16 protein-coding genes and 2 tRNA genes are annotated in these 19,105 nt (G+C 65.5%); 14 read left to right on the forward strand and 4 right to left on the reverse strand.

Going from position 1 to position 19,105, the window contains the following annotated elements; translation table 11 throughout:
- The first annotated feature begins 1 nt into the window (after nucleotide 1).
- The 9 genes from dnaA (at nucleotide 2) to C5E07_RS15125 (ending at nucleotide 10,472) form a co-directional block, all read left to right on the forward strand.
- Nucleotides 2-1,468: a chromosomal replication initiator protein DnaA gene (gene dnaA, locus C5E07_RS15085; RefSeq protein ID WP_258063979.1), complete on the forward strand. Its 1,467-nt coding sequence runs from the start codon at nucleotides 2-4 to the stop codon at nucleotides 1,466-1,468.
- Between the two features lie 479 nt (nucleotides 1,469-1,947).
- Complete coding sequence (gene dnaN / locus C5E07_RS15090; protein ID WP_104244032.1) at nucleotides 1,948-3,087, forward strand: DNA polymerase III subunit beta; 1,140 nt, start codon at nucleotides 1,948-1,950, stop codon at nucleotides 3,085-3,087.
- Between the two features lie 3 nt (nucleotides 3,088-3,090).
- Entirely contained in the window at nucleotides 3,091-4,272 is a 1,182-nt protein-coding gene (gene recF, locus C5E07_RS15095; protein WP_104300346.1) for a DNA replication/repair protein RecF, read from the forward strand.
- Nucleotides 4,265-4,753 carry a DUF721 domain-containing protein gene (locus tag C5E07_RS15100; RefSeq protein WP_104244036.1) on the forward strand — a complete coding sequence of 163 codons (489 nt, stop codon included), beginning with the start codon at nucleotides 4,265-4,267 and terminating at the stop codon, nucleotides 4,751-4,753. The genes recF and C5E07_RS15100 overlap by 8 nt, the downstream gene beginning before the upstream one ends.
- Nucleotides 4,754-4,918: 165 nt before the next feature.
- Nucleotides 4,919-7,141, forward strand: a complete 2,223-nt coding sequence (gene gyrB, locus C5E07_RS15105; protein WP_104244038.1) for a DNA topoisomerase (ATP-hydrolyzing) subunit B — start codon at nucleotides 4,919-4,921, stop codon at nucleotides 7,139-7,141.
- A 17-nt stretch (nucleotides 7,142-7,158) separates the two neighbouring features.
- Complete coding sequence (gyrA, locus tag C5E07_RS15110) at nucleotides 7,159-9,813, forward strand: DNA gyrase subunit A (protein WP_104300348.1); 2,655 nt, start codon at nucleotides 7,159-7,161, stop codon at nucleotides 9,811-9,813.
- Between the two features lie 11 nt (nucleotides 9,814-9,824).
- The gene (locus C5E07_RS15115; RefSeq protein WP_104244042.1) at nucleotides 9,825-10,232 is read left to right on the forward strand and encodes a DUF3566 domain-containing protein; all 408 of its coding nucleotides are present in this window, start codon (nucleotides 9,825-9,827) and stop codon (nucleotides 10,230-10,232) included.
- A gap of 54 nt (nucleotides 10,233-10,286) precedes the next feature.
- Nucleotides 10,287-10,360, forward strand: a tRNA-Ile gene (locus tag C5E07_RS15120).
- A gap of 39 nt (nucleotides 10,361-10,399) precedes the next feature.
- Nucleotides 10,400-10,472 (forward strand) — tRNA-Ala (locus C5E07_RS15125).
- A gap of 54 nt (nucleotides 10,473-10,526) precedes the next feature.
- Here C5E07_RS15125 and C5E07_RS15130 read toward each other — a convergent pair.
- From C5E07_RS15130 to C5E07_RS15140, 3 genes are all read right to left on the reverse strand, one after another.
- Nucleotides 10,527-11,372 carry an NAD(P)-dependent oxidoreductase gene (locus C5E07_RS15130; RefSeq protein ID WP_258063980.1) on the reverse strand — a complete coding sequence of 282 codons (846 nt, stop codon included), beginning with the start codon at nucleotides 11,370-11,372 and terminating at the stop codon, nucleotides 10,527-10,529.
- A 170-nt stretch (nucleotides 11,373-11,542) separates the two neighbouring features.
- Nucleotides 11,543-13,174, reverse strand: coding sequence for a cation acetate symporter (locus C5E07_RS15135; RefSeq protein WP_104300352.1), 1,632 nt, complete (start codon nucleotides 13,172-13,174; stop codon nucleotides 11,543-11,545).
- Complete coding sequence (locus tag C5E07_RS15140) at nucleotides 13,171-13,515, reverse strand: DUF485 domain-containing protein (protein WP_104300354.1); 345 nt, start codon at nucleotides 13,513-13,515, stop codon at nucleotides 13,171-13,173. The genes C5E07_RS15135 and C5E07_RS15140 overlap by 4 nt, the downstream gene beginning before the upstream one ends.
- A gap of 181 nt (nucleotides 13,516-13,696) precedes the next feature.
- Here C5E07_RS15140 and C5E07_RS15145 point away from each other — a divergent pair, with 181 nt between their 5' ends.
- The 5 genes from C5E07_RS15145 (at nucleotide 13,697) to C5E07_RS15165 (ending at nucleotide 18,140) form a co-directional block, all read left to right on the forward strand.
- Nucleotides 13,697-14,590 (forward strand): LuxR C-terminal-related transcriptional regulator, encoded by an 894-nt coding sequence (locus C5E07_RS15145; RefSeq protein WP_181058070.1) that lies wholly within the window; start codon nucleotides 13,697-13,699, stop codon nucleotides 14,588-14,590.
- Between the two features lie 198 nt (nucleotides 14,591-14,788).
- Nucleotides 14,789-15,664: a MetQ/NlpA family ABC transporter substrate-binding protein gene (locus C5E07_RS15150; protein WP_104244053.1), complete on the forward strand. Its 876-nt coding sequence runs from the start codon at nucleotides 14,789-14,791 to the stop codon at nucleotides 15,662-15,664.
- A 151-nt stretch (nucleotides 15,665-15,815) separates the two neighbouring features.
- Nucleotides 15,816-16,868, forward strand: a complete 1,053-nt coding sequence (locus C5E07_RS15155; RefSeq protein WP_104300356.1) for a methionine ABC transporter ATP-binding protein — start codon at nucleotides 15,816-15,818, stop codon at nucleotides 16,866-16,868.
- The gene (locus C5E07_RS15160; RefSeq protein ID WP_104244057.1) at nucleotides 16,865-17,524 is read left to right on the forward strand and encodes a methionine ABC transporter permease; all 660 of its coding nucleotides are present in this window, start codon (nucleotides 16,865-16,867) and stop codon (nucleotides 17,522-17,524) included. The genes C5E07_RS15155 and C5E07_RS15160 overlap by 4 nt, the downstream gene beginning before the upstream one ends.
- A 157-nt stretch (nucleotides 17,525-17,681) precedes the next feature.
- A complete protein-coding gene (locus C5E07_RS15165; protein WP_104244059.1) occupies nucleotides 17,682-18,140 on the forward strand; it encodes an NUDIX hydrolase in 459 nt (152 codons plus the stop codon).
- Here the strand turns inward: C5E07_RS15165 and C5E07_RS15170 are convergent.
- Nucleotides 18,137-19,057 carry a DMT family transporter gene (locus C5E07_RS15170; RefSeq protein WP_104300358.1) on the reverse strand — a complete coding sequence of 307 codons (921 nt, stop codon included), beginning with the start codon at nucleotides 19,055-19,057 and terminating at the stop codon, nucleotides 18,137-18,139. The genes C5E07_RS15165 and C5E07_RS15170 overlap by 4 nt on opposite strands.
- Nucleotides 19,058-19,105 lie beyond the last annotated feature (48 nt).

A 19,105-nucleotide genomic window follows, 5' to 3' on the forward strand; every position in this document is an offset into this window, starting at 1 on the left:
GGTGACCGACCCCGTTTCGGAGACGTGGCAGACGCTGCTCTCCACACTGCGTGAAGACGACCGCGTCCCCGCTTCCCTTCTGGGGTTCCTCGGCCTCGTCGAGGCGAAGGGCGTCATGAGCGGCGCCCTGCTCCTCGAAGTCCCGAACGACATGACTCGCACGATGATCGAGACGCGCGCGCGGGTGCCGATGCTCGCCGCGATCGCTGAGCTCGACGAGTCCGAGATCAAGACCTTCGCGGTGCTCGTCAACCCGGATGCTGCGCCTCGAGCATCGGCGAGCGAGCCCCTGGACTCGCACGACTACATCGAGGTGGCACCACCACGCTCCGCTCCCGCGCCGACGAGCTCCGTCACCGTGGTCGAGTCGGAGGCGGCCGGCCTCCATTCCTCGTCGGATCAGGGAGCGCGCACGCAGCCAGACCCGGAGTCGCGCCTCAACCCTCGCTACACCTTCGACAACTACATCATCGGAGGGTCGAACCGATTCGCGCATGCTGCCGCGGTCGCAGTAGCGGAAGCACCGGCTCGCTCGTACAACCCCCTCTTCGTCTACGGCGGCTCCGGGCTAGGCAAGACCCACATGCTCCACGCCATCGGCAACTACGCCGAGTCGATCTATCCGGGCATCCAGGTCAGGTACGTCTCGAGCGAAGAGTTCACGAACGACTTCATCAACTCGATCGCCAACAACAGGACGCAGTCGTTCCAGGCGCGCTACCGCGACAACGACATCCTCCTCATCGACGACATCCAGTTCCTCCAGGGCAAGGACTCGACGCAGGAGGCCTTCTTCCACACGTTCAACACCCTGCACGAGCACAACAAGCAGGTCGTGATCACGAGTGACCTCCCACCGAAGCAGCTGACGGGCTTCGAGGACCGGATGCGGTCGCGCTTCGAGTGGGGCCTCATCACCGACGTGCAGTCGCCTGACCTCGAGACGCGAATCGCCATCCTGAGGAAGAAGTCGCAGGTCGACAACCTCCTGATTCCCGACGATGCGCTCGAGTTCATCGCTGCACGGGTGTCCTCCAGCATCCGTGAACTCGAGGGCACGCTCATCAGAGTCACCGCGTATGCGAACCTCAACGGCGAGAAGGTCGATCTTGCGCTCGTCTCGACCGTCCTGAAGGATCTGGTCTCCGACCAGGACACGGGCATCGTGTCTCCGGTCGACATCATCAACCGCACTGCCGCGTACTTCCAGCTGACCGTCGATGACCTCTACGGCTCGTCCCGCTCTCAGGCGATCGCGACGAGCAGGCAGATCGCCATGTACATCTGCAGGGAGATGACGAACCTCTCGCTCCCGAAGATCGGGCAGCTGTTCGGCGGACGGGACCACACCACGGTCATGTACGCCCACCGCAAGATCACGAAGCTGATGACCGAGCGACGAGACGTCTACAACCAGGTCACCGAGCTCACCGCGCGCATCCGCCAGAACGGCAACGGCCGCTCCTGAGCGACCCATCTGCTCCACATCACGACGCCACGTGCTCGGATGTGGAGTTTTTCTTGCCGTTTTTGCCTGTGGATAACTTGTGGACTGTGGAATCGACACGCGAGCACGGACTGTGGAAAACGCCCTCGACGCTGTGGAGTCCACGAAGTTGTGCACCCCAGTGCTCGTCAGCGTGCACAGGGCGTCCACCGCTCGACCACAACTTACATTCTTGTAGTTCCCGTGGGGCTGCTGGTGAGTTCGGAGTTATCCACAGTGTGCACAGCTGTTAATACGATGATGACAAGAAATCTATAGATATTGGGAGAGTCGATGACATCGATGGACGGTGGTCGGCTGGACGTCGGCGGGCTGGTATTTTCGCGTGCGCGACGCCTCGGGCATGCTGCTGCGTGCATCACAGGATGCACGGGCGATCGGTCACAACACACCGAATCGAGGCGGCTACCATTGGGGCATTCCAACGAGAGGAACGCCTAGTGAAGTTTGTTGTCAACCGTGACGTCTTCAGCGATGCGGTGTCGTTTGTCGTCAAGCTTCTGCCTCAGCGCCCGACCCTCCCCATCCTCAGCGGTGTCGTCGTCGAGGTCGGCGAGGCAGGCGTCACGCTCTCGTCGTTCGACTACGAGGTCTCAAGCCGCACCAGCATCGACGCTGATGTGCAGGAACCCGGCGCGGTCCTCGTACAGGGTCGTCTTCTCGCAGACATCGCGAACCGCCTCCCGCAGGCCCCCGTCGAGCTGAGCCGTGACGACTCCGGCGTTGTCATTCGCTGTGGAAGCGCTTCGTTCCACCTCCCGACGATGCCGATCGAGGAGTTCCCGAGCCTTCCCGTCGTCGAGGGTGCCAGCGGCTCCATCGCCGGCGATGTCTTCTCGGAAGCCATCTCCCAGGTCGCCGTCGCCGCTTCCCGTGAAGATGTCGCCCCCGTCATCACGGGCGTCAACCTCTCCCTGCAGGCAGACTCCATGAGCCTCGTCGCAACCGACCGCTACCGCGTCGCCGTTCGCACGATCGAATGGCAGAGCTCGCTCACGGAGACCGAGACGGCGCTCGTGCCGGCGAAGACGCTCGCCGAGGTCGGCAAGTCGCTCGGCAGCTCAGGTGAGATCACCATCACCCTCGTCAAGGACGACATCCGCGAGCTGATCGCCTTCTCTGCCGGCAACAAGACCGTCACCTCGCTGCTCATCAAGGGCAACTTCCCGGCCGTCGAGCGTCTGTTCCCCGCCGAGACGCCGCACTACGCGGTGCTCACGGTGAGCGACATCGTCGACGCGGTTCGTCGCGTGCAGCTCGTCCTCGAGCGCGAGGCGGCCTTGCGCTTCACGTTCACGACCGAGGGACTCCACCTGGAAGCGCTCGGCAGCGAGCAGGCGCAGGCGAGCGAGAACCTCGACGCGGTGCTCCAGGGGAACGACATGGTCGTCTCGCTCAAGCCGCAGTTCCTGCTCGACGGCGTCGGGGCCATCCACTCGCCGTTCGTTCGCATCGCGTTCACGAACTCCGAGAACCCCAACAAGCCCGGACCAGTGCTGCTCACGAGCCAGACCTCGCGCGATGAAGGCGAGTCGACGAACTACCGCTACCTGCTGCAGCCGAATCTGCTCATGCGGTAACCGGTGCACGTCACCCGTCTGCAGCTGCACGACTTCAGGAACTACGAGTCGGCCGACCTCTCGCTTGGACCCGGCGCTCACCTGTTCGTCGGTTCCAACGGCCAGGGAAAGACCAACCTCGTCGAGGCGATCGGATACCTGGCCACGCTCGGTTCGCACCGAGTCTCGAGCGACCAGGCGCTGGTGCGCTTCGGCCAGGAGTTCGCCGTCGTCAAGATGGAGCTGGCCCACGAGACGCGCTCGCTGCACCTCGACGTGCAGATCGCGAGCTCGGGTGCGAACAAGGCGCGGGTCGGCGGACAGAACGTCCGGTCTCGGGACCTGGCCAGGTACTTTGCCAGTGTGCTGTTCGCACCGGAGGATCTGACGCTCGTTCGCGGCGAGCCCGGGGCGCGGCGTCGGTTCCTGGACTCCCTGCTCGTGACCCACTCGCCCAGACTTGGCGGTGTCATCGCCGACTACGAGCGTGTGCTTCGGCAGCGGAACTCCCTGCTCCGCTCCATGCGCGGGCCGCGATCGTCCGGCGCGATGATCGCGACGCTCGACGTGTGGGATGAGCGAATGCTCGAGCTCGGCTCGCAGATCATCGCGGAGCGGCTGCTGCTCTGCGACCGGCTCCTGCCTCACCTCGCCGGTTCATATCAGCGTCTTGTCGGCGCCGACCACCGTCCGACGCTCTCGATGCGGGTGTCGGCATTCGGGCACGCAGCCTCTGTGATGGGCGACGCGGATGGCGAGGGGGCCGAGGTCGAGGGTGGCGAGGTCACGACGTCTGAGATCCGCGAGCGGTTCACAGCACAGCTCGCTGCCATGCGTCCTCGGGAGCTCGAGCGCGGAGTGAGCCTCGTGGGCCCGCACCGCGACGACGCCGTCTTCTGGTTGAACGGCTTGCCGGCCCGCGTCACGGCCAGCCACGGGGAGTCCTGGTCGTTCGCCCTCGCGCTCAAGCTCGCCGCTGCCGAGCTGGTGCGGAGCGAGTCGCGCGCTGGGGATCCCGTCCTGATCCTCGACGACGTCTTCGCCGAGCTCGATGCTTCGCGCCGATCGCGCCTTGCAGAGGCGATCGGCGACTTCGAGCAGGTCCTGATCACCGCGGCGGTCCTCGAAGATGTGCCAGCGGGGCTGCGGTCGCAGGTCATCCGCATCAGCGCCGGAACGATACAGACGGGCCAAGCCGATGAGTGAGGGCGCGGAAGTCTACGCGCGCTTCAAGGAGGTCTTCGGCGGGAAGACGACCTCCCTGCGCAGGCGACTGGCCGCCAAGGCGAAGGACGAGCAGGGCACCGACCTGTCCGAGCCTTTCGGCTTCGGCCGGGACCCTGTCGCTGCTGGTTCCGCTCTCGCGGCGCTCACCAGGCAGTTCGGCTGGAACGGCCCCATCAAGCAGGCGGAGCTGATGGATGCGTGGCCCGAGATCGTCGGCAAGGAGACGGCCGCGCATTCGACGCCCCTGCACATCGAGGACGGCGTGCTGCTCGTCCAGTGCGACTCGACAGCCTGGGCGACGCAGCTCCGCGGCATGCAGACGCTGCTGCTCACGAACCTCATCGAGAGGTACGCCGAGGCGAAGGTCGAGCGCATCCGCTTTCTGAACCCGGGTGCCCCCTCGTGGAAACGCGGTCCCAGATCGGTTCCAGGGCGTGGCCCACGCGATACCTACGGTTGACGAGGCATTTACGGTCCTGGCCATTGTTTTCGTCGCTTGACGCGCCTTCTTCGGGCTTCGGGCCGGGTTCCTTGGTAGACTGAACAGTCGCTGGATCCGCGTCGTGCGAGTTTGCTCGCAACGCGGATCTTGCATGTCGCCACACAGCAAGGAGACGCCCGAGTTATGGCATCAGAAACTTCCGACCCCGAGAACACGACTGAGACGCCAGAAGATGCGGGGAAGTCGGCCGGTCCAGGAACGTCGGAAGGCCAGACTGCGGCGGAAGGGCTGAGCGAGGCGCCCGCTGAAGTGGCTGAGACCCGCTCGCAGAACGATCGCGTCGAGAACGACTACGGCGCCGGGCAGATCCAGGTGCTCGAGGGTCTCGAGGCCGTGCGCAAGCGCCCGGGCATGTACATCGGGTCGACAGGCCCCGAGGGCCTGCACCACCTGGTGTACGAAATTGTGGATAACTCTGTGGATGAATCGCTCGCGGGGTACTGCGACGACATCCAGGTCGCGCTCCAGGAAGACGGCGCCGTGCGCGTGAGCGACAACGGACGAGGCATCCCCGTCGAGCTGCACCCGATCGAGGGAATCTCCACTCTCGAGGTGGTCCTCACCAAGCTCCACGCCGGCGGCAAGTTCGGTGGCGGTGGCTACGCCGTCTCCGGTGGTCTCCACGGTGTCGGCTCTTCGGTGGTTAACGCGCTCTCGTACCGCCTCATCGCTCAGGTCAAGCGCGACGGCTTCGAATGGGAGATGGACTTCGAGAACGGCGTCCCGACGGGCGACATCCGCAAGGGTGAGCCGACGGAAGACACCGGGACCACCATCACGTTCTACGCGAACTCCGAGATCTTCGAGACCGTCGAGTACGACTTCGAAGTGCTGCGCGCCCGCTTCCAGCAGATGGCGTTCCTGAACAAGGGCCTCCGCATCTCGCTGGCCGACGACCGTGACCAGTCCACCCTCCAGGGTGATGGGCTCGCCGCTCAGATCACGGAGCTGCAGGACGAGTCCGCCGCCGATATCGACGAGGCGGAGCGCACCGAGACGGGTGAGCCGAAGGGCGTCACCGAGTCGATCGAGATCCCACAGAAGCGCTCGCAGACGTACCTGTTCGAGCGCGGTCTCGTCGACTACGTGCAGCACCTCGTCAGCCGCCGGAAGAAGCAGCCGGTCCACGAGGAGATCATCGAGGTCAACGCCGAGGACACCGAGCGCAAGATCTCGCTCGAGCTCGCCATGCAGTGGATCGACTCCTACTCGGAATCCATCCACTCGTTCGCGAACACGATCAACACCAAGGAGGGCGGCACGCACCTCGAGGGGTTCCGTGCAGCGCTGACCACGGTCGTGAACCGCTACGCGAGGGAGAAGAACCTCGTCAAGGAGAAGGACGAGAACTTCTCAGGCGAAGACGTCCGCGAAGGCCTCGCTGCAGTCATCTCCATCAAGCTGGGCGAGCCCCAGTTCGAGGGCCAGACGAAGACGAAGCTCGGCAACACGGAGGCCAAGTCCTACGTGCAGCGGATCGTCGGACAGGCCCTCCAGGACTGGTTCGACCGCAACCCCTCGCAGGCGAGGGACATCATCCGCAAGGCCGGTCAGGCATCCGCCGCCCGCCTCGCCGCCCGCCGTGCACGCGAGCAGACCAGGCGCAAGGGACTCCTCGAGACCGGCGGCATGCCCGGCAAGCTCAAGGACTGCCAGTCGAAGGACCCGACTCGCTCTGAGGTCTTCATCGTCGAGGGTGACTCGGCAGGCGGCTCCGCCGTCCAGGGCCGTGATCCCGAGACGCAGGCGATCCTCCCGCTCCGCGGAAAGATCCTGAACGTCGAGAAGGCCCGCCTCGACCGTGCGCTGCAGAACAACGAAGTGCAGTCCATGATCACGGCCTTCGGAGCCGGCCTTGGCGACGACTTCGACCCTGACAAGGTCAGGTACCACAAGATCATCCTCATGGCAGACGCCGACGTCGACGGTCAGCACATCACGACCCTGCTGCTCACCCTGCTGTTCCGCTACATGCGTCCGCTCGTCGAGCTCGGGTACGTCTTCCTCGCCCAGCCGCCGCTGTACCGCATCAAGTGGTCGAATGCCGCGCACGACTTCGCGTACTCCGACCGTGAGCGCGACGCGATGCTCGCAGACGGCAAGGCAGCTGGCCGACGCATCCCCAAGGACAACGCCATCCAGCGCTACAAGGGCCTCGGCGAGATGAGCTACCAGGAACTCTGGGAGACGACGATGGACCCCGCAGTGCGCACGCTCCTGCAGGTCAAGGTGACCGACGCTGAGGCGGCTGATGCCGTGTTCAGCACGCTCATGGGCGAGGACGTCGAATCTCGCCGGACCTTCATTCAGCAGAACGCGCACGACGTGCGCTTCCTCGATATCTAAGGCACACAGGCACCTCTATGGCTGAAGAACGCGTCACAACCACCAACGCCGACGGCGGCGACCGCATCGGACAGGTCGACCTGCAGCTCGAGATGCAGCGCTCGTACCTCGACTACGCGATGAGCGTCATCGTCGGACGAGCACTGCCCGAGGTCCGGGATGGGCTCAAGCCCGTGCACCGTCGTGTCATCTACGCGATGTACGACGGCGGATACCGCCCGGACAAGGCGTTCTCGAAGTGCGCCCGCGTCGTCGGCGACGTCATGGGGCAGTTCCACCCGCACGGTGACTCGGCGATCTACGACGCGCTGGTCCGCCTCGTGCAGCCGTGGTCCCTTCGCTACCCGCTTGCGCTCGGCCAGGGGAACTTCGGCTCCGCCGGCAACGACGGCGCCGCCGCCCCCCGTTACACCGAGACGAAGATGGCGCCGCTTGCGCTCGAGATGGTCAGGGACATCGACGAGGACACCGTCGACTTCCAGGACAACTACGACGGCCGCACGCGTGAGCCTGCCGTGCTGCCCGCTCGCTTCCCGAACCTCCTTGTCAACGGCTCCGTCGGCATCGCCGTCGGAATGGCCACGAACATCCCGCCGCACAACCTCCGCGAGGTCGCAGCAGGCGCGCTCTGGCACCTCGAGCACCCGGACGCCTCTCGTGAGGAGCTCATGGATGCGCTCATGGAGCGCGTCCACGGTCCAGACTTCCCGACCGGTGCGCAGATCCTCGGCACCAAGGGCATCCAGGAGGCGTACCGCACCGGTCGCGGCTCCATCACGATGCGCGCGGTCGTCGCGATCGAGGAGATCCACGGACGCACGTGCCTGGTCATCACCGAGCTGCCGTACCAGGTCAACCCGGACAACCTCGCGCTCAAGGTCGCCGAGCTGGTCAAGGATCAGCGCCTCTCCGGCATCGCCGACATCCGCGACGAGTCCTCCGGCCGCACGGGACAGCGCCTCGTCATCGTGCTCAAGCGCGACGCCGTCGCCAAGGTCGTGCTGAACAACCTCTACAAGCACACGCAGCTGCAGGAGAACTTCGGCGCGAACATGCTCGCGATCGTCGACGGGGTTCCGCGCACGCTCGCCATCGACGGCTTCATCACCGCCTGGGTGCAGCACCAGGTGGAAGTCATCGTGCGTCGCACGAAGTTCCGCCTCAAGAAGGCCGAGGACGAGGTTCACATCCTCCGCGGCTACCTCAAGGCCCTCGACATGCTCGACGAGGTCATCGCGCTCATCCGCCGGTCGCCGACCGTCGAAGAGGCGCGTACCGGCCTCATGGAGCTGCTCGACGTGGACGAGCTGCAGGCAAGCGCCATCCTGAACCTCCAGCTCCGCCGCCTCGCGGCGCTCGAGCGCCAGAAGATCATGGAAGACGCGGCCCGCCTCGAGGCCATGATCGCCGAGTACAAGGCGATCCTCGCCGACCCAGCGCGCCAGCGCACCATCATCGGCGAAGAGCTGCAGGAGGTCGTCGACAAGTTCGGCGACGATCGTCGCACTGAGATCCTGCGCGGCTCCGGCGGTGACATGACCGACGAGGACCTGATCCCCGAGGAAGAGATGGTCGTCACCGTGACCCGCGGCGGCTACATCAAGCGCACGCGCAGCGACAACTACCGCTCGCAGCACCGCGGCGGCAAGGGCATCAAGGGCGCGCAGCTCCGCGCGGATGACGTCGTCGAGCAGTTCTTCGTGACGACGACGCACCACTGGCTGCTCTTCTTCACCAACCTGGGCCGCGTGTACCGGGCGAAGGCGTACGAGCTCATGGAGGCGGGACGGGACGCGAAGGGGCAGCACATCGCGAACCTCCTGCCGCTCCAGCCCGATGAGAAGGTCGCGCAGATCCTCGACATCAGCGACTACCGCCAGGCGCAGTATCTCGTCCTCGCGACGCGTGAGGGGCTCGTCAAGAAGACGGCGCTCACGGAGTACGACACGAACCGTCAGGCTGGCATCATCGCGGTCAACCTTCGCGAAGGGGACGAGCTGGTCTCCGCCATGCTCGCCGACGAGTCGGACCACGTGTTCTGCGTCTCGCACCTCGGAATGTCGCTTCGCTTCGAGGCGAACGACGAGGCGCTTCGGCCCATGGGCCGGTCGACCTCGGGCGTCAAGGGAATGTCGTTCCGCGACGGCGACTACCTGCTGACGGCCGCGGTCACCTCGAGCGACGATGCCTACGTGTTCATCGTCACGGAGGGCGGCTACGCGAAGCGAACGTCGGTGTCGCAGTACCGCATCCAGAAGCGCGGCGGACTCGGCATCAAGGTCGCGAAGCTGAACGAGGAGCGCGGCGGCCTCGCCGGCGCGCTGCTCGTCCACGACAACGAAGAGGTCCTGGTCATCCTCGGCTCCGGCAAGGTCGTTCGCTCCAACGTCGCCGAGGTCTCGGTGACGGGACGCGACTCCATGGGCGTGACGTTCGCGAGGCTCGACAGCAGCGACTACGTGATCGCGATCGCGCAGAACGCCGACCGCGAACTCGAGAAGGAAGACGAGGAAGGTGAGGACGGTGAGACGGACGTCACCGCCGCCGACTCCGCCCTCGAGGGAGCGTCTGCAGGCTCAGCTGACGGCGAGACTGCCCCAGCCGAGAGTGCCCAGAGTGAGACTGTGGCAGACTCTGTCACGTCGTTCGAGCAGGACGAGACCGAAGACTGAGGTACTGATCTATGACGAGCGTTGCTGACAAGCTGGCCCAGAAGTCCAGCAAGAAGACTGCGAGCAAGCAGGTGCGCCTCCGTTTGGTGCACATCGACTTCTGGTCTGTCGTGAAGTTCTCCTTCCTCCTGTCGATCTGCTTCGGCATCATCACGATCGTCGCGACGTTCCTGATGTGGACCGTCATCGAGAACACGGGTGTGCTTGGAAGCGTCAACGACCTGCTCAATGATGTCTCCGGCTCGGCCGGCGTGGGAGTCGACGACTTCGTCACCCTGCCTCAGCTGATGCTGTTCTCCCTTGTGGTCGCACTCCTCAACCTCGTCGCGGGCACGGCCCTCGGCGCAGTTGCGGCGTTCCTCTACAACCTCGCTGTGAAGGTCACGGGGGGCCTCGTGTTCGGTTTCACGAACAGCTAGCGGCTCGATTTCCCTTGACGTGCACTTTTCGTGTATGTTGGGGCAGTCGCTTCGGGGGCTATAGCTCAGGCGGTTAGAGCGCTTCGCTGATAACGAAGAGGTCCCAGGTTCAAGTCCTGGTAGCCCCACGGTTCGATACTGAAGGTTGGTATCGTTTCCACCCGAACGGGGCCTTAACTCAGTTGGTAGAGTGCCTGCTTTGCAAGCAGGATGTCAGGAGTTCGAATCTCCTAGGCTCCACGGTGACAAAGAACCCCGGTCAGAGAAATCTGACCGGGGTTCTTTCTTGTCTGCCTAGTCGACGAAGGCGTCGGGGTGGAGCTCAGAGGCGTCGACTCCCGGCGAGTACACGCTGAGGTCGCTCACGCCGGAGTCTGCGAGCACGTCCTCGCAGAGCAGCGTCTGTCCTCGATACCGGCCCCGCGGGGCGGCGAGCACCGCGTGGGCGGCGTCGGCGTACAGCTCAGGGGTGCGGCTGCGGCGCATGAGCTCCTCGCCGCCGATGATGTTGGCCACCGCTGCTGTCTGGATGGTGGTGCGGGGCCACAGGGTGTTCGCATCCACACCCCGTTCAGCGAACTCGGCCGCGATACCGAGCGTGGCGAGCGTCATTCCGTATTTCGCGGTCATGTACGCCGGGTAGGCGCCGAGCCACTGGGGGGTGAGGTTGAGGGGCGGCGAGAGCGACAGGATGCGCGCATCCGGTGACTCGAGGAGGTGCGGCAGGGCCGCCCGCGAGAGCATGAATGTGCCGCGCTGGTTGATCTGGTGCATGAGGTCGTAGCGCTTCTCGTCGATGTCGAGCGTCGAGCGCAGATCGATGGCGCTCGCATTGTTGACGACGATGTCGATGCCGCCGAACTCGGCGACGGCGCTGTCGACCGCCCGCTGCAGGTCGGAGTCGTCGCGCACGTCGCCGACGACCGGCAGCGCGCGTCCGCCGGCCTCGCGTATCTCCTCAGCGGCCGTGTACACCGTCCCTGGCAGCTTCGGATGTGGATCCCCGGTCTTGGCGAGGAGCACGACGTTCGCACCGTCACGCGCGGCGCGCTTCGCGATTGCGAGTCCGATGCCGCGGCTGCCGCCCGACATTATGATGGTCTTCCCCGCGAGGGAACCTGTCTCCGCTGACTGCGTCAAATCCGCACCTCCATGTGCATCGTGGACAGGCCCACGCTACCCACGCGCCTGCGGAACCTCATGTGCGTTGTGGCACCGAGACAACGCGGACGCGCAAATGGCCGCCCTGAGCGAGTCAGAGCGACCATTCGCGGACGCGACGTGTCGACGAACGCGGTGCAGCGAGCTTCCTAGTGCTCGACGGCCTCCTCCGCGCCGTAGCCCGTGAGCGAGCGCACATCCATCTCCGCGGCGACCCGAGGGTCTTCCTTCTTCTGCGGCAGCACTGAGCCGAGCCAGCCGAGGAAGAACCCGACCGGGATCGAGACGATGCCGGGGTTGTTGAGTGGGAACCAGGCGAAGTCGATTCCCTCGCCGAGCATCGCCGTCTCGGCGCCGGAGACGACCTTCGAGAAGACGATCAGGATGATGGCCGTCGCGAGTCCGCCGTACATGCTCCACAGCGCCCCACGGGTCGTGAACTTGCGCCAGTAGAGCGAATACAGGATCGTCGGCAGGTTCGCGCTGGCCGCGACAGCGAAGGCGAGTGCCACGAGGAACGCGATGTTCTGCCCCTGCACGCCGATGCCACCGACGATGGCGACGACACCGAGGACGACCACCGTGTACTTGCCGACCTTCACCTCCTGCTCTGGGGTCGCCGTTCCACGCTTCACGACGCTGTTGTAGATGTCGTGGGCGAAGGATGCGGCAGCCGTGATCGCGAGGCCCGCGACGACCGCGAGGATCGTGGCGAATGCGACCGCCGAGATGAAGCCCATGAGGATCGGCCCGCCCAGCTCGAGAGCGAGCAGCGGGGCCGCAGAGTTGACGCCTCCTGGCGCATCCTTGATGGCCGGGGCCCCCACGAGTGCCGCTGCGCCGTAGCCGAGGATGAGTGTGAAGACGTAGAAGCCGCCGATGAGCCAGATGGCCCAGACCACCGACTTCCTGGCCTCCTTGGCGGTGGGCACCGTGTAGAAGCGCATGAGCACGTGCGGGAGTCCAGCTGTGCCGAGCACCAGCGCGAGTCCGAGCGAGACGAAGTCGATCGGGTTCTTGCCGTACTGCAGGCCAGGCGCGAGGATCGCGGCCGGATCCTCCGCACCGTCGAGGGCCGCCTTGTCGACCGCCGCCTGGAGGAGCGCGGAGAGATCGAAGCCGTTGATGACGAGCACCCAGATGGTCATCGCCCCCGCGCCGCCGATGAGCAGGAAGGCCTTGATGATCTGCACCCAGGTGGTGCCCTTCATTCCGCCGATGAGCACGTAGATGATCATGAGCACGCCGACGACGGCGACGACGATCGCGACCCCGATGTCGTCGGTGATGCCGAGGAGGAGGGCGACGAGGCCGCCGGCTCCCGCCATCTGCGCGAGCAGGTAGAAGAAGCACACCGCGAGGGTCGTGAGGGCTGCGGCGACGCGCACCGGACGCTGCCTGAGGCGGAACGAGAGCACGTCTGCCATCGTGAACTTGCCGGTGTTGCGCATGAGCTCGGCGACGAGCAGCAGAGCGACGAGCCAGGCGACGAGGAAGCCGATCGAATAGAGGAATCCGTCGTAGCCATTGATGGCGATAGCGCCGACAATGCCGAGGAACGACGCTGCTGACAGGTAATCACCCGAGATCGCGAACCCATTCTGGGTTCCGGAGAAGGATCGCCCGCCGGCGTAGTAGTCGGCTGCGGTCTTGCTGTTGCGGCTTGCGCGAATGACGATGAAGAGAGTGACCGCGACGAATGCCGCGAAGATCGCGATATTCAGGACGGGGTCATTGTTCGCGACAGCGCTGGCCTGGGGTGCCAGCAGCTGCCCGCTCATGCCTGGTCCGCCTTGGTGAGCTCAACGCGAAGGTCGTTCGCGAGCGGATCGAGCCGCCGGTTGGCGTAGGAGACGTACCACATGGTGATCGCGAAGGTCGTCACGAACTGGCCCATGCCGAGCAGCAGACCCACGTTGATGTTGCCGAAGACCGGGGTGGCCATGAATTCATGCGCGTAGGCGGCCACGATGATGTACGCGCCGTACCAGACCAGGAAGAAGATCGAGAGTGGGAAGACGAAGGAGCGCTGGCGCTTCTTCAGCTCCTTGAATTCAGCCGCTTCCTCGAATGCGACGTAGTCGATTCCGCCTGGCGGTTGAGATGACGTTTCGTGTCGCATGGGGCCTCCTTGCCTCAGTGCATTGCTGCGTTCGTCAGATATGTGCGTGCAGTTCTCGACGGCAAAAGGCGGGGCTTCTTCGCATCGTTGCGAACACGAAAGCCTCATTGCCTGCGTGATAGCATCCACGCTACGCATACGACGAAGTATCGAACTACCCCCGGAAGTTGGTAGTGACCACATGATGTTCCCAGAGGCAGCCACTGAGGCGGACGTCTTCGCCGAGGCCGTCGCCCGCCTGCGCGAGACCACGGGGTGTTCACTCTCGTTCGGCGGACCCACCCATCGCGACACGACGAACGTGCACACGATCTGCGGGAATCAGGGTCGTGGATTGGTCGGGTTGCGAGTGCAGCTCGGTCGAGGACTCGGCGGCCGCGCGATGCTGGAGCGTCGCGCGAAGGTCACGACGAACTACCGCGGTAGCAGCCGCATCACGCACGACTACGACGTGCAGGTCCTGTCTGAGGACGTCCAGAGCCTCATGGCGGTTCCGGTCATCGTCGACAAGCATGTTCGGGGCGTGCTCTACGGCGGGTTCCGCGCGGCTCCGGACTCCCAATCGATGTCGCTCGGTCAGGCCGTCGCCCTCGGCAAGAAGGTCGAGGATGAGCTGCGTCTCCGAGACGAGCTGAGGCGCCGAATGCGGGTGGGGTCCGCGAGCATCTCCGAACTCGGATCCGGCGGACTCACCGCAGCCCAGCTGGAGGAGCTGCGGGGCACCTTCTCCGATCTGCGCGAGGTCTCGTCGATGCTCGGCGACGCGCGCGTCCGTGCGCGCCTTCGAGGCGTCGAGGAGCGGCTTGTCAGATTCGCCGGAGATCACGGCGACCCCCGCGATCGGGAGCACTCGAAAGCTGTCGAGTCGACCGAGGCACCAGTCAGGCTCTCGCCGCGGGAGCTCGACGTGCTCGGGCAGATCGCCCTCGGACTCTCCAATCGGGACATCGCCGGAAAGCTGATCCTGACCGAAAGCACCGTCAAGAGCTACCTCGGTACGGCAATGACGAAGCTGGATGCGAGCTCGCGCTACCAAGCTCTTGCCAAGGCGAGGCAGCTGGGGCTCCTCCCCTGAGCTGAATGCGGATCAGAGCGCAACATTCTTGCGTTCATGACCCCGTCAGTGGACTGTTACGCAACGTGTCAGGATGTATCGGCGCGGAGACCCGCTGTTCTCTTATTCTTGCGACGCCTCGTGGCTCTTCTTGCGAGGCCCTCTAGAGCCTTAGAGGATGGCCGGCGCTTGCGCGCCGCATTGAAAGGACCCTCCTCCATGTCACGTCTCACCAAGATCGCCGCAGCAATCGGCGCGATCGCCCTCGTTGGAGGCCTCTCCGCGTGCTCCACCGGCGCATCCGATGAGAACACCATCAAGCTCGGCGTCGTCGGCGCATCCGACCCGTACTGGGAGGTGCTCGTCGAGGAGGCCGCAGCCCAGGACCTCACGGTCGAGCTCGTCGACTTCTCGGACTACAACCAGCCGAACCCGGCGACGACCGAGGGTGAGCTCGACGTCAACGCGTTCCAGCACATCATCTACCTCGCGCAGCACAACGCCGCCAGCGGCGACGACCTCGTGCCGATCGGCTCGACGGCGATCTACCCCCTCGGCTTCTACTCCTCGCAGTACGACTCCGTCGAGGCGATCCCGGATGGCGCCGAGGTTGCGGTGCCGAACGACGCGTCGAACCGCGCACGTGGCCTCCTCGTGCTCCAGGAAGCCGGTCTCATCTCGCTCAAGGACGGCGGCTCGCCGTTCTCGACCCTCGACGACGTGCTCCCCGAGTCGCGCGTCACGGTGACCGAGCTCGAGGCCTCGCTCACGGCGACCTCGCTGCCCGACCTCGCCGGTGCGATCATCAACAACGACTTCGTCGAGAACGCAGGCCTCACGACGGAAGACGCGCTCACTCGCGATGACCCCCAGAACGCCTCCGCGTTCCCGTACATCAACATCTTCGTCACGTCGGCCGAGAACGCCGACAACGCGAACTACCTGAAGCTGGTCGAGATCTACCAGAACTCCGAGGCAGTCGCGGCTTCGGTCAAGGAGACGTTCGGCGACACCGCCGTGCTCACCAAGACCCCCGTCGACGAGCTGCAGACGACGCTCGACGAGCTCGTCGCCGAGATCGAAGCGCAGGGCTAGAACCCACCGCTCGCGTGCTCGCCGCTCGGGACCCGATGATGATCATCAGGCCTCGGGCGGCGATCTCGCTTGCACCGACGGACGGCGTCCCGACGTCGTCCACCAGCACCACCCACACGGTTCGACCGTGAAAGAAGGCGAGAGCGAACACATGGCCCTCATCACACTCACCGACGTCGTCAAGGAGTATCCGTCGCCGAAGCGCGGAGCCCCGGCGACCAGAGCCGTCGACGGCGTCTCGCTCAACGTCGAGGCCGGCGACATCTACGGGGTCATCGGCTACTCGGGGGCTGGCAAGTCGACCATGGTGCGCCTCATCAATGCGCTCGAGCCGACCACGTCCGGCAGCATCCACGTCGATGGCGTCGACATCACGACGCTCAGCGAGACGAAGCTGCGCTCGGTGCGCGCGGGCATCGGCATGATCTTCCAGCAGTTCAACCTCTTCAACTCCCGCAACGTCGCGGGCAACGTCGCGTATCCGCTGCGCGTCGCGAAGACTCCCAAGGCGGAGCGAGAGAAGCGCATCGCCGAGCTCCTGGAGTTCGTCGGGCTCTCTGAGAAGGCCCGCGCCTTCCCCGACCAGCTCTCCGGCGGTCAGAAGCAGCGTGTCGGCATCGCCCGTGCGCTCGCAACGAATCCCAGCATCCTGCTCGCCGACGAGTCCACGAGTGCCCTCGACCCGCAGACCACGGCCGACGTGCTGCAGCTGCTCAAGAAGGCCAACCAGGAGCTCGGGGTCACGATCATCGTCATCACCCACGAGATGGACGTCGTGAAGGAGATCGCGAGTCACGTCGCCGTCATGGAGCACGGCAAGATCGTCGAGCAGGGCGAGGTCTTCGACATCTTCGCGAACCCGCAGGCGCCCGCGACCCAGCGGTTCGTCTCAACGGTCGTCCAGGGAGTTCCGGATGCTGCCCTGCGGTCCGACCTGCATGCGCGACACCCGGGAACTCTCGTGACGCTGAGCTTCCGCGACGGGCGGACGAACCAGGGCCAGGCGCTGCGCATCCTGCACGACGCCGGCATCACCGTCGAGCTCGTCTACGGAGGCATGAACGAGATCCGCGGTCGGTCGTTCGGCGACCTGACGTTCGCCCTGCAGGGCGATGCCGCAGCGCAGCGCAGAGCGCTCGACCAGATCAGGGAACTCGCCGTCGTGACGGAATTCCAGGACACCAACGCTGGAGGTGCCGCATGAACGATGTGATCGACCTGCTGCCGAAGCTCTTCGAAGCCACAGGCGCCACCCTCTACATGGTGGCCCTGAGCCTCGTCTTCGGTGGCGTCGGCGGACTCTTCGTCGGCCTGCTGCTGTATCTGACGCGCAAGGGCAACCTCTACGAGCAGCCGGTCGTCAGCACGATCGTCAACATCATCGTGAACTTCTTCCGACCCATCCCGTTCATCATCTTCATCGCTGCGGTGCAGCCGGTCTCACGGATGATCGTCGGTGTGGGGATCGGGGCAGAAGCGGCCATCGTCGCCATGTCGCTCGCTGCGACGTTCGGTATCTCGCGCCTCGTCGAGCAGAACCTGCTCACGGTGTCGCCAGGCGTGGTGGAGGCCGCACGGTCCGCAGGAGCGGGGCGCTTCCAGATCGTATGGTCGGTTGTCGTTCCCGAGGCCCTCGGGCCCCTCATCCTCGGCTATACATTCGCGGTCGTCGCGCTCGTCGACATGTCGGCCATCGCCGGTGCGATCGGCGCAGGTGGTCTCGGTGACTTCGCCATCCAATACGGCTACCGCCAGTTCAACCCGGCCGTCACGTGGGCTGCGGTCATCGTCATCGTGGTGATCGTGCAGGGTCTGCAGTTCCTCGGGAACTGGGCGGCGCGCAAGACGCTGCGCCGCTGATCCGGGCAGACGACAGTGCCCGGCGACCGCGCGTCGGCGCCTCCCTGTGCGGAGGCCCGGCGCGCGGCGGCGTACGATAGCGATCGCCCGTGGTTCGGGTCGGCCCAGGCATCAGGCCGCTGACCTCGAGACCTCGGCAGAGATCTTTGGGGGTTCCGTGCATCGACGACTCGCTTCCTACGGTGTCATCGTGCGCGACGGGCAGATCCTCCTCGCGCACTGGCGGGACCGCGGTCGTTCCGGCTGGACCCTGCCCGGCGGTGGGACCGACCCCGGTGAGGATCCGATCGACGGCGTCGTCCGCGAGATCTGGGAGGAGACCGGCTACCACGCGTCCATCGACCGGCTCCTCGGCATCGACTCGCACATCATCGCGGGCCGCGACCGGCTCGAGCCAGGCAAGACGCCCATGCAGTCGGTTCGGGTCGTCTACGAGGCCAGCATCGTGAGCGGCGAGCTCCGCAACGAGCGGGGCGGCTCGACGGACGAGGCTCGCTGGTTCGACCTCGACGAGATAGCTGCGCTCCGCACGGTGTCGCTCGTGGACGTGGGGCTCAGGCTCCACGAGGAGCGTCCGGCCAATGGCCACCTGCGTTCGACTCGGGCCCCCCGCTAGGCGCTTGAGGGCGCGACCCCGTCACGGGGCTCGTGGGCGACACGAGACCCCCGAAGGCTGCGGGACACCGCGACGGCGTTGACGGCCACGATCATCGCCATCCCGACCCACTCATGGGTGGCGGGCACCTGACCGAGCACCACGACGCCGGCGATGGCGGCGAACATCGGGTTGATGCTCATGAACACCCCGAAGAACCTCGTCGTCACCCAGCGGAGGGCGATGACGTCGATTGAGTACGGGATGACGGAGCACAGTACGCCGGAGAGCGCAGCCAGCAATAGCGGCCAGCCGAGCATTCGGCCCTCCGCGATCAGCTGCACCGTGATCGGGAGCGTCAGGAGGCTCGACACGAGCGTTGCCGTAGCGGGCGCCTGGAGGCCGCTCAGGCGACCGCCGAGCATCCGATTGAGCATGATGTAGCTCGCCCAGCAGCACGCCGCGAGCAGCCCGAGGGCGTAGCCGAGGATGTCGCTCGACGTGTCTGGGAGCAGCAGCACGTAGACGCCGACGGCGGCGCCGGCCGCGAGCAGGAGATCGGCCTTCGTGCGGGATGCGCAGAGGGCCACGGCGAGGGGTCCGAGGAACTCGAGGGTCACGGCAAGGCCGAGCCCGATGCGGTCGACGGCTCCGTACAAGGACAGGTTCATGGTCGCCAAGACGACGCCGAGCAACAGCGCGGGCCACCATTGCGCCCACGTGAAGCTCCGCAGGCGAGGACGCGCGACAGGCAGCAGGATGGCTGCGGACACGAGCTGGCGGATGGCCACGACGCCCGACGTGCCGAGGGGGCCGAAGGCCAGTGCGCCGAGTGCCGCGCCGAGCTGGTTGGAGAGTCCGCTTCCGGTCAGCATCGCTGCACCCGTCACCACGCTGCGTGGTGCGGCAGCGGCGGCCGCTCTCCCGGTTCCTGTCATGCGCCCATGGTGAACCCGCCTGCGCAGGCCCAGAAATGCGCGACACGC

It is taken from the genome of Pseudoclavibacter sp. RFBJ3, from assembly GCF_002931375.1.
In the GTDB taxonomy this organism is placed as follows: Bacteria; Actinomycetota; Actinomycetes; order Actinomycetales; family Microbacteriaceae; genus Pseudoclavibacter.

Coding starts and splice junctions, on each gene's coding strand:
- C5E07_RS15145 (WP_181058070.1), top strand. CDS start 13,697: ATGATGTTCCCAGAGGCAGCCACTGAGGCGGACGTCTTCGCCGAGGCC.
- C5E07_RS15140 (WP_104300354.1), bottom strand. CDS start 13,515: ATGCGACACGAAACGTCATCTCAACCGCCAGGCGGAATCGACTACGTC.
- C5E07_RS15135 (WP_104300352.1), bottom strand. CDS start 13,174: ATGAGCGGGCAGCTGCTGGCACCCCAGGCCAGCGCTGTCGCGAACAAT.
- gyrB (WP_104244038.1), top strand. CDS start 4,919: ATGGCATCAGAAACTTCCGACCCCGAGAACACGACTGAGACGCCAGAA.
- gyrA (WP_104300348.1), top strand. CDS start 7,159: ATGGCTGAAGAACGCGTCACAACCACCAACGCCGACGGCGGCGACCGC.
- C5E07_RS15170 (WP_104300358.1), bottom strand. CDS start 19,057: ATGACAGGAACCGGGAGAGCGGCCGCCGCTGCCGCACCACGCAGCGTG.
- C5E07_RS15150 (WP_104244053.1), top strand. CDS start 14,789: ATGTCACGTCTCACCAAGATCGCCGCAGCAATCGGCGCGATCGCCCTC.
- C5E07_RS15115 (WP_104244042.1), top strand. CDS start 9,825: ATGACGAGCGTTGCTGACAAGCTGGCCCAGAAGTCCAGCAAGAAGACT.
- C5E07_RS15155 (WP_104300356.1), top strand. CDS start 15,816: ATGGCCCTCATCACACTCACCGACGTCGTCAAGGAGTATCCGTCGCCG.
- C5E07_RS15160 (WP_104244057.1), top strand. CDS start 16,865: ATGAACGATGTGATCGACCTGCTGCCGAAGCTCTTCGAAGCCACAGGC.
- C5E07_RS15100 (WP_104244036.1), top strand. CDS start 4,265: ATGAGTGAGGGCGCGGAAGTCTACGCGCGCTTCAAGGAGGTCTTCGGC.